Here is a 10901-nt window from a genome sequence, read left to right on the forward strand (position 1 = left end):
CGCCTCTTTATACTGCATTTACGGCTAACATCGGGTGCTGCAGAACTGAAAATCACTGCTATGCTTTAATAAATCAAACCCATTGCGTCCTAAGCGGTGCGCAGAAACTATGTAGGCTTTTAGGACGTAGTGAGCAGTGCGAAAATTATAAATAAAATACGGTGGCTGGGGCTAGGTTTAGTGTTAGCCATGACCTTGCTCATGAGTGCCATTCACGCTGGCGCAACTATGGACAGCGACTTGTTTCAAACGCTTATGCGCAATCAATACGGTACTCAACGTTTACTGGTGGCGCAGCGCTGGCAGCAATTACTAGCTAGCTTGAGTGCGCAGCCCGAAACCCGCAAAGTGCAACTGGTCAATCAGTTTTTTGCCACGCAAGTGCGCTACCGCACCGACCAACTTCTCTACAAACAACAAGATTATTGGGCAACGCCATTAGAAACCTTAGGGCAGGGGCTGGGCGATTGTGAAGACTACGCCATAGCGAAATACGCGTCATTGAGGATGCTAGGCATCGCTGATAATAAGCTAAGGCTTATCTATGTTAAAGCGCAAATAGGTGGCCCTCGCAGCCAAGAGTTTCAAGCGCATATGGTGTTGGGTTATTACCCGACACCCAGTAGCCAACCCATCATTCTCGACTCGCTGACAAGTGCTATTTTGCCAGCAGAGAAGCGCACTGATTTATATCCGGTTTTCAGCTTTAACAGTGAAGGTCTGTGGACTGCAACGTCAACCCACAGTGTGGCCGACCCTCGGGCGAGATTATCTCGCTGGCATTCGGTTTTAAAGAAAATGGAACAGCAAGGAGTTAGGTGGTGATAAAGCAAGCATCTACGGCGTCCAATGGGGCGCACCGTATATCTCTGGTGGTACAACTGTGGCTGGTGATTGTGGTTATTGCTTTGAGTGGGTTGATCAGCAGCGTACTCATTAGCGGATACAATGTTAAATCTAGCTTCACCGAAGAGCTTTATTTGAAAAACGCCGATAATGCCACAACCTTAGCGCTTGCGCTCAGTCAGATGAATAAAGACCCAGTGACCGTTGAGCTTTTCGTCTCAGCAGCCTTTGATACCGGCCACTATCAGCAGATTAAATTAGTCGATACACAGGGTGAAGTTGTGGTTGAGCGTTCGCTTACACAGCACGAACATGCCTCAGTACCTAGTTGGTTTGCACAGATGTTTGCTTTTGAGGTCGACGCCGGCGTTGCACAAATAAGCAATGGTTGGCAACAATACGGCACCTTGTATATTCAGAGTCAGCAAAGATATGCACTAGAAGCTTTATGGGACAATGTGCTCAATTTAGCCAGTGGTTTTGCCATTGTTGCGTTATTGAGCTGTATTGCTGCTTCACTCATTTTACGTTGGGTACTGAAGCCTTTAGAGCGAGTAGTCGCTCAAGCCCAAGGGTTCTCGAGAAAGCAATTTAAGCAGCTTGCAGTTCCCAATACGGCCGAATTAGCTGAGGTGACAGAGGCGATGAATCATCTGGCCGAGCGCTTTGGTGGCATTCTGCGCGAAGGGAACGAGCGTATTGCCCGCGCACAATACCTAGCCCAGCACGATACAACAACAGGGCTGGCCAATGGTCGGTACTTCCTGTCGCGTATGGAGCAAGAGTTAAAGCAAGTTAGTCATGATCAGCAAGTGTTGATACTAATGCGTTTGGCAAACTATGAGCAACTGCGGGGGAGCTTAAACCCGGAACAGTTTTATAGGTTGGAGAAAGAGCTGGCGCAGTTACTGATTAGGTATGCAGAAACTCAGCAAGATAACCTCCATGACTGGCAGCTTGGGCGCATTAGTCATTGTGACTTTGCTCTTCGACTCAATGAGGTCATGGCCGCAGAGGATAGCTCAAGGATGCTGACGCAATGCTGCAGTGAATTTGGCGATACCTATAATGGGCTGATAGAGCTGAGGCACAGTATTACCTATATTGAACAAAAGCAAAGCGGTGAAGAGGCTTTGCAGCAAGGTCAACGGTTGTTGGCAATGGCGACCGCTTCCGGCGTAGATATGTACGCCGATGCTGCAACCGAGCACCACCAAGTAGCGGCGGCGACTGGACAATCTTTAACGCAAGCGCTTGAAAAAGAGCAGTTTGAATTAAAGCTCACAGACGTGCTGAGTTTTGACGATAGCTGCGTACAAAGTGAAGTCGGTTTATATTTGAAAGTGGGTAACAAGGTCCATTCGCGACGCTACTATCAACGCCTGCTCAGTGAACAACAATTGGATGCGCAGCTGGACTGGAAAACGGTGAAAACATTTTTCAATGAGAAGTTATGGCTGCATTACGCTCAGCCTCTTGCTATCAAACTCAGTGAAGTAACTCTAGAAGATGAAATCGCTTATACCAGTATTCTTGCATTAATATCGAGTGAGCGGCAGCTAGCATCGCGCCTAACCTTGGAGTTTTCTGAGTCATGTTTAATCAACATGGCTGAACAAGTGAAAGAGTTCTGCCGAGAGGCAAAATTAGTGGGTTGCCAATTAGGTTTAACAGATGCAGGTCAAGCACTGAACCAAGTTGATGGCTTAGAGCAGTTGGGGTTAGACATTATAAAGCTTGATAACACCTTGGTGCACAACATCAGTAATGATGAGGCAACTCAGCAGTTGGTGAGGCATATTTGTGCGCAAGTGCGCCCTTTGGGAATGATGGTCGTGGTGGAGGAGCTGGCTCAAGACATTGCTGTTGAATTACTCAAAGAGTTGGGGGTCAGTGCCCGTATTCAAATTCAGCAAGGGCATTAATGCCCTTACCCAGCGCCGTTGACATGCAACGCTAATTGCAGTCGGTCTTTGACTTGTAGCTTGGCAAATGTCGAGCTTAAATGCTGCTTTACGGTGCGCTCAGAAATATAGAGTCGTGCCGCGATAGCCTTGTTGGTTTGTCCTTGAGCCACGAGCTTGGCGACCTCACATTCACGCTCGCTCAGCTTACTCAAATCCGCAGAAGCAGATGAACAGGCCTTATCGGCGATGGAAAGTGCACCAATAAGATTGCTTAGCAAGCAGCCAGGAAGCCACAGAGCATTGTTTTCAATCGCGTCACGCGCCTGCTTAAGTACAGCCGTAGTGGCGAACAGTTCTACATAGCCGCGCGCACCTAAGCTAAACCCTTGTTGTAATTCACTGACACAGGGATTTCGAGTCATCAAAATAATTGCGATATGACGAGCATGTAATTGGCCAATGATCTGTTGCCAATCGGGCATGCCAGTGAGTACCCAAGCAATACGCGCATCGGGTATTTGCTCGGGCAGTGCATAAAGCACTTCCATTGGCCCACCTAGGCGCTGCCAATGGCTAGATATGAGCCCTTGTTCGGTTATAAACAGATCCATGGCTAACGCTCCGTCATCGCCTGAGAAGTAGCTTTAAGAATGGGCTTTAATAAATAGTCTAATACCATTTTTTGCCCGGTGATAATATCCACTTGGGTTGTCATTCCTGGAATAATCGTGAGTTGCTCGCTCATGAGCCGCGCGATGTTTTTAATTGCACTAAGTAATAGGTGTTATCGCGCTCATCGGTGACGGTATCGGCACTGATATGAGTGACTTGGGCTTCCAACCCGCCATAAATAGTAAAGTCATAGGCTGTGAGTTTGATCATCGCCGGTTGCCCTGGGCGTAAAAAGGCAATGTCTTGTGGCGCGACTTTGGCTTCCACAAGTAGTTGATCATCAAGGGGGATGATCTCCACCAAGTCACTGCCAGGTTGTAACACCGCGCCCACAGTATTGACCAACAGGCGTTGCACAGTGCCACGAACTGGCGAGCGAATATCTGTTTGTGTAACCTTATCAGCAAGCCCCGTTTGTGTTTCCCGCAAGGCATCGAGGCGCAGCATCGAGTCGGAGAGTTGGTCGCGCCAGCGGTTCACCATGGTCAGTTCGACCTCATCAATTTTACTTTGCGCTTCTTCAATCGCCGCCTGAGTTCGCTTCAATGCTGCTTGGGCGCGCTTTATCTCACCTTGTAAGTCCACAGCCTGTCGCTCTAAGCGGATTATGTCGACTTCAGAGACGGCCCCAGATTGCAGTAATGGTCGTGTTACCCTCAGTTCTCGTTGGCTTAGTGCTAGGCTGGCGCGGTACTGCTCAATGGCTGCGGCTGTTTCATTATAGTCTTGGCGTCGCTGTTCTAATTGCCGTTGGTGAATACGAATTTGCTGGGTCAATTCCTGCTTATTACTGCGATATTGGGCTTGTTCATACTTAATCGCATTAGGCGCTTGCTGCTTTAGTTCATCGCTAAATACCAATTCAGTATTTGCGGTGAGCGCTTGTAAGCGAGCCACTTCTGCGCTTAACCCTAAATATTGGGCGCGGCTTTCACGCAGGCTGGAGACAAACCGAGTCGGGTCGACTTTGACGAGGAGGTCCCCTTGTTCAACAACTTGCCCCTCCTTGACGAGAATTTGCTCGACCATGCCTCCGTCATAAGATTGCACAACTTGCAGTTTTTGTGAGGGGATCACTCGTCCTTCGCCGCGTGTCACTTCATCTAGTTGTGCGTAGGCGGCCCACACTAGCAGCAGTATAACCGCCACGGCGATAGCATAAAGAAGGCCGCGCGCCGCCAGTGGTTGCTGCTGCATTTGCTGCCAATGCGCATCAGCCACCCAGTCTTGCTGATTGGGAGGCATGAAGAAACCATTAAACAGACGATTGAGTAACCCCTTTTTGGCGCTGCGTTGAATGCCTCGGCCTAAGCGCTCAAAACTCGCTTGCTCAATACTGGATGGCGGGTGTTCTTGCTCTTTCATGATGCGCGTTTCACCGATTTTTTCGTCAAGTGAGAGGTGATCGTCGCTTTATCTCCATCGGCGATGATTTGACCCTTATCCATGACTATCACTCTATCAACGAGTTCCAACAGGGCTGAACGATGGGTAACAAGTACGAGCGTTTTGCTGGAGCAGTAGTGTTTTAGGGTATGGATTAACCGTTGCTCACTGCTGTGATCTAGGGCGGCACTGGGCTCGTCCAATAGCAACACCGGAGGGTCATTGATAAGGGCCCGAGCCAGAGCAACGGCTTGGCGTTGTCCGCCAGAGAGCAACTTTCCTTGTTCGCCAACTTGCAAATCAAGGCCGTCAGGATGGGCGTTGATAAGCTCCATCAGACCAGCTTTCTCTGCAGCTGCTATTATTTGTTCATCTTCGGCATGCCACGCACCAAGCGTGATGTTGTCTCTTAACGTACCGTACATTAAGCTCACGTCTTGGGGAACGTATCCTATATTGTGGCGTAGCTCAGCCGGGTCGAGTTGGCCGATATCAATGTCATCAACTAATATATGGCCTGCATTAGGGCTATATAACCCTATAAGAAGCTTCTCAATGGTGCTTTTGCCAGAGCCATTTTTACCGACCAGGGCCACATGCTCACCGACATTAATTTGCAGTGACACGTTGCGTATAATAGGCACTGCGTTTTCATCATAGCTAAAATTAACTTGATCTAACTTGAGGTGGCCGTTAAGGACTGGGTGAGATACCCAGTGTTTGCCCTCTGGTCGCTCTACTGGTTTGTCCATTATCTCATTAAGCGAATCCATAGCCGTAGCAGCGTGATGATATTGTGCCATCACAGCGGCTGTTTGCGAGATTGGGGCCATGGCGCGAGAAGACAACAGATACGCGGCAATCAATCCGCCTTGCGTTAATTCGCCGTCAATCACCAAGTACACGCCAACAATGATAAGGCCAATGCCGACTCCTTGCTGCATCCAGGTAGACAGATTAGTAATTGAGGCACTGAGCAAACGGCTTTGGGCATTTATACGCGCCAAGTACAGTGTCGCTCGCTCCCACGCTGATTGCACTTTACATTCTCCATGAAAGGCTTTGATATCATCGAGGTTGTTTAAGCTCTCAACCAGCACGGAATTGCGCATGGCACTGACTTTCATGGTGTTGTCACTTAGCTGCTCAAGACGATTGTGACTGGCAAGGGCGTACAGCAAAATGACTGTAGCGCCAATGATCAGTGGCACAATTAACTCTAAGCCAATCAGTGCGATAATTAATACGTAAATTAATACAAAGGGTAAATCGACTAATGCCACTAAGGTCATAGAGCTAAAGAACCCACGGATAGACTCAAAAGCGTGAAGGTTTGCGGCAAATGAACCTGAAGACTGGGGCTTATTCTTCAGTTGCATGCCGAGTACACGCTCCATAATGGTGGCTGAGACTTTTACATCGATACGGCTCGCGGCTAATTCAAGAAAATAACTGCGCATCAAACGCAACACCAAGTCGGCACTGAGCGCCAACATAGCGCCAATACCTAAAACCCATAAGGTATGTACGGCTTGGTTTGGAACAACGCGGTCGTATACGTTCATCACAAACAGCGGCATGGTCACTGAAAACAAGCCTATGAATAGTGCGGCAATAATCACATCGCGATACAGCGAGCGACATTCTTTGATGATCGGCCAAAACCACCCGGTGCGGCTATTTTTATTAGTCAGAGGCGCGCGGGCATCGTAGGCAAATTCAGGCTGAAGGTAGATAACCGCGCCACTGTAGGTTTTTTCAAACTCCCCGATACTTTGTTGTACTGGCGTATCTGCAAGTTCAGGGTAAATCACAGATACTTGCTCGTTGTGCTTATCGAAGCTTAGCAGCACACAGGCTTGATTGTTTGCCATTAACACAATAGCGGGCAGTAAAGCGGTATTAACCGCATCAAGGTCTCGATGTACGAGCTTCGACTTAAAGCCAGCCCGTTTGGCAGCGCGTGACAGCACAGAAGGAGTGAGCTTATCGTCAACAAGAGGAAGGCCAGCGATAAGCGCCTCGCCAGAGAAGGGGCGATTATGATAATTGCATATTATTGCTAAGCAATCCGCTAAGGCACCGCCGTGAGCATGATCCATTTTCATAAAACGCCATTTTTGGTAGGTGGTTAGCTGTTGATTTTGGCTTCAATTCGCCTATTGAGCGCATTGGCACGCACTGAAATTTCTTTCTGGATAGGCTGTTCAATACCAAAGCCCATGGCCGTGACCCGCTGTGCAGAAATACCGAAGTTATTGATAAGAATCTCGGTAACAGCAAAAGCGCGGCGCTCTGACAGCCGTTTGTTATACTGAGGTTCGCCATCAAGTGACGCGTGGCCGTGGATTTCAACGGTTTTATCTGGGTGCTGCTTTAAGAATGTCGCGAGGCGTTCAATCTCAGCGTAGTATTGCGGCATCACCACGTCAGAATCGAAGGCAAAGGGAATACCTATTTCCACCGAGCGCGTGTCCGCTGTATATTTAGTGCAGCCTTGGGCGTCGACCTCGGTTGCAAATGGTGTGGCTGGACACTGGTCTTTATCATTGGCAATGCCATCACTGTCGTCATCAGCATTCATAACGGTGGCGTTACTGCTTAGACCTGCAGCCGGTAATGTGGTGTCTATTTTTATACTTTTATAGGCGTTGTTGCGCTTATTTTTCTCAGCAAGAAAAGACTTGCGAGACATTTGGCTGGCAACGTCGACTTTGGGGCAAAGGTGCTCGCTATCTGCTGTAAGCGGCGACTCAGTTAACTCACTCAAAGTAGGGTATTGCTCATTGGTAATACTTAAAGCTTCGAGTAACCCGCCCATCTCTGCTAGCATCGCCAATACATTATTCATTCGCTCATACTCGGCATTTATATAGGCTCGGCTGGATTGAAACGCCTCATTTTCAGCATCAAGCACGTCCAGCAAAGTACGCTCGCCGATATCAAACTGATCCTTATAAGCCAGCTTGACCTTCTCTGAGGCGGCCTGGTGCTGCGCTAAGGCCGGTAGCTTACGCTCTAAAATGCGTACATTATTGTAGGCGATTTGCACGCCTTGGCGTATCTCTAAACAGGCTAAATCGCGTTGTTGCTTAGCAACATTGACTTGTTCGTATGCTTGCTCGAGATTGGCACTATCAAGGCCACCATTGAACAGGTTGTAGCTTACATCAATGCCAATTCGGCCCTCGGAGCGGGTCGTGTTAAAACCCAGCTCATCTCTGTCTTGCATGCCATAGCGAGCGGATAAGTTCACATTGGGGTGAAATCCGGACTTTTGGCTTTGTGCAAAGGCTTGCTCTGCGCTGATACCATAGAGCGTGGCATAAAAGCGCGGAGAGTTTTCATATGCTAGCGCTAACGCTTTGTTGATAGAAAACGGAATCTGGTCATCACTGATCCCCGCCTCGTTGAGATTGCTAGGGGGCAGCTCGCCGACAATCCGTAGATAGCGGGCATTGACATCGTGCAAGTTGGCAAGCTCGGTCATAACGTTAGACTCGGCCAGCGATAAACGTCCGGTGATTTGCTCTAGATCGGCTGCTCTGGCTACGCCTGCGTCGACGCTTTGCTCAATCTGTTGAAACACCATTTGGTGTTGTTCAAGGTTTTGCTCTGCTAACTCCACCAGCTTGTTGTAGCGAATAACATCAAGATAAGCGGTAGCGGCATCTAAGCTGGTTTGTTGTGCTTGAGCTAGCAGTTCAAAGTAACGTGTTAGCTGGACTTGCTCAAACCGCTCCACTTCGTTGCTAGTGCGAAAGCCGTCATAGAGCATTTGAGTTACGCTCAACTCGGCGGTATTTCGCGCGTAGTCATCATCAACGCCGTAATTACGAGTCTCGTACCCGGTGCTTGCATTGACGTCGACTTTAGGCAAGTAGCCAGAGAATGCAGCATCGACCCCATGCATTGACGCTTTAAATTCATGCCAACGCTGTTTTACCTGCGGATTTGTGTCAATCGCTTGTTTGGCGGCGTAAGAAAGTGGTTCCGTAGAGCGTGCTTGTGATAACGAGCTTGCAAACATCGTAGTCAGTGCAATAGCGGTCAGTAGAAGCGGTTTAAGACCTATGAACTCCTTGTTAGCCTGTTCACGATCCATGCTAACCTCCCAGTTTTGTTAAATAAACCCAGTACTGCCATGTCAATTGTATGATTTAGTCGAGAATTCATCGATGCGCAATAAAATCATTTTTTGTACCTCTAAAATTTGTTTGACTTAGTATAAAAGTATGGTTTTTTTTGCGACAAAATTGGACTGCTGTCCAATAACACTTTGCTTGTCAGTTTCTACACTTTATTTGTCGGCCAAATTCAGTGAGGAAACCGCCATGGACCAGTTAATTGTAAAAGAGGTAGTAGGGGAAGTATTTGTACGTTTGCCCAATGGTGAGGTAAAGCTTGTTAGCGTTGGTGATAGTATCGTTCAAGGCGCTCGCATAATGACCCAAGCACAAAGCTCAGTGACACTCTCAGGCACTCACAGCGACTTTGAAATTCCTGCCAATCAGCATGTATCTCTAGGGGCAGACACGCTAGCTGAATTTGGTTTGAGCTTGGATGAGCATCAGGTCGCACAGCAAAGTGTTGCCGAGGCACTCAATGGCCTTGATGCACTGCCGACCTCTTCTTCTGAAACTAACGAAGACCCCAGTATTTCCTCTTTTTTGGATGCACTGCAAGGTGACGGTGACATCCTTGATGCCTTAGAGGCAACCGCAGCCGGTGCGGGTGGAAGCGCCGCTGGTGGAGGGGGGACTTCTTTTGTACAGCTCACACGTATCAGCGAAACGCTATCAGGTCAGCAACTGACCTTAAATGACGACTTTAGTGCTCAGAATCAAGGTGCGGTCACGGTTGAGAACACCGGTGATGGGGTATTGCCAGAGGGTGAAGCAGCGAGCGATGGGAGCGGTGTTATTACGGTGACGCCTATAGGCTTGACTAATAACCCAGACATTCAAGTCAGTGGCACCAGCACCAATATGACAGGGCAAACTGCGACTGTGACATTGACTACAGCTGATGGTGTTTCGGTTGAGCAGACAGTAGTTATTGATGATGGCGGTCAGTGGCAGGTAGTGTTTTCTGACCAGGTAGCAGACGGTGCGTTCGAAGTAACTGTGACGGCCACCGATCCTCAGGGAAACACTGTGGTGGGAACAACGTCAGGGGAGCTTGACACCACAGCCCCCGTTATTGTTATCGCTACACCTATAGGTGAAGATGACCCGACGCCAGCTATTTCGGGGAGCAGCGATTTAGATGCTGGAGCAGCAGTGAATGTGCTCATTACAGATGCAGCAGGCGCTACCCAAACACTGGTCGCTACTGTGGGGGAGGACGGCACGTGGCAAGTGCAAGTGACACAACCGTTGGTGCAAGGGGAGTTCAGTGTTGTTGCTAGCAGTACGGATGAAGCAGGGAATATTGGCCAGGCGCAGGCCCAGGGCAGCTTTAATGGTGACACTGACCTAGAGAGTTTAACTATTGATATCGCTGCGATTGGCACCACAAACGACAGTACGCCGAGTCTAGCGGGCAGCACGGATGCCCCTGATGGCAGTGTGATCACTATCACTGTCGTTGACGCTTTGGGAAATGAGCAGAGTATAACCACAACCGCTGTTGCCGGTCAGTGGCAAATTGATGTGGCTCAGCCATTGGCCGAAGGCGAATTCTCAGTGACCGCATCTGTAGCGGCGGGTGGTTTAGAGGCCAGTGACTCAGAGTCGGGTTTATTGGATAGCCAAGCGCCCAGTATAGTCATTGACTCTTTAGCAGCTATAAGTGATAGCACCCCAATAATCAGTGGCAGCAGTGATGAAATCGGCGCCACCGTCAATATAGTGGTTACAGATGCGGCGGGAGTTGCACAAAGTTTAACGGCTACTGTCCAGGCTGATGGTAGCTGGCAGGTGGCGGTGCCACAAGCGCTAGCCGAGGGAGAGTTTGAGGTACAGGCAAGTGTCACTGATGCGGCAGGTAATAGCGCCAGCGATACCGAGCAAGGCAATATAGATACCACTGCTCCAAGTTTAGATATTGAACCATTGATCTCAACTGGTGACAGTACACCATTAATTT

Annotated in this window: 8 protein-coding genes; 3 read left to right on the forward strand and 5 right to left on the reverse strand. The window is 48.9% G+C overall.

Features of this window, described 5'->3' with window-relative positions; all coding sequences use genetic code 11:
• Positions 1-189 precede the first annotated feature (189 nt).
• Together W04_RS10205 and W04_RS10210 are read left to right on the forward strand one after the other, a co-directional pair.
• Positions 190-825, forward strand: a complete 636-nt coding sequence (locus tag W04_RS10205; protein ID WP_053910756.1) for a transglutaminase-like cysteine peptidase — start codon at positions 190-192, stop codon at positions 823-825.
• Entirely contained in the window at positions 822-2771 is a 1950-nt protein-coding gene (locus W04_RS10210) for a LapD/MoxY N-terminal periplasmic domain-containing protein (RefSeq protein WP_053910746.1), read from the forward strand. The genes W04_RS10205 and W04_RS10210 overlap by 4 nt, the downstream gene beginning before the upstream one ends.
• Before the next feature lie 5 nt (positions 2772-2776).
• On the opposite strand, the gene W04_RS10215 is transcribed toward W04_RS10210, so the two are convergent.
• From W04_RS10215 to W04_RS10230, 5 genes are read right to left on the reverse strand one after another with little or no spacing between them, the layout of a single operon-like run.
• Positions 2777-3364 carry a response regulator transcription factor gene (locus tag W04_RS10215; RefSeq protein ID WP_053910747.1) on the reverse strand — a complete coding sequence of 196 codons (588 nt, stop codon included), beginning with the start codon at positions 3362-3364 and terminating at the stop codon, positions 2777-2779.
• 2 nt (positions 3365-3366) lie between these two features.
• Entirely contained in the window at positions 3367-3498 is a 132-nt protein-coding gene (locus W04_RS19180) for a hypothetical protein (RefSeq protein WP_306341150.1), read from the reverse strand.
• Complete coding sequence (locus W04_RS10220; RefSeq protein ID WP_306341151.1) at positions 3495-4790, reverse strand: HlyD family type I secretion periplasmic adaptor subunit; 1296 nt, start codon at positions 4788-4790, stop codon at positions 3495-3497. Before W04_RS10220 ends, W04_RS19180 begins: the two co-directional genes overlap by 4 nt.
• On the reverse strand, positions 4787-6919 hold the full coding sequence (locus W04_RS10225; RefSeq protein WP_053910748.1) for a type I secretion system permease/ATPase: 2133 nt from the start codon (positions 6917-6919) through the stop codon (positions 4787-4789). Before W04_RS10225 ends, W04_RS10220 begins: the two co-directional genes overlap by 4 nt.
• Positions 6920-6942: 23 nt before the next feature.
• Complete coding sequence (locus W04_RS10230) at positions 6943-8916, reverse strand: TolC family outer membrane protein (protein WP_053910749.1); 1974 nt, start codon at positions 8914-8916, stop codon at positions 6943-6945.
• A 229-nt stretch (positions 8917-9145) separates the two neighbouring features.
• Between W04_RS10230 and W04_RS10235 the strand changes: the two genes are divergently transcribed.
• A partial coding sequence (locus tag W04_RS10235) for a retention module-containing protein (protein WP_197275956.1) occupies positions 9146-10901 on the forward strand: 1756 nt, incomplete at its 3' end.

It is taken from the genome of Pseudoalteromonas sp. SW0106-04 (assembly GCF_001293805.1).
GTDB lineage: Bacteria > Pseudomonadota > Gammaproteobacteria > Enterobacterales > Alteromonadaceae > Pseudoalteromonas > Pseudoalteromonas ruthenica.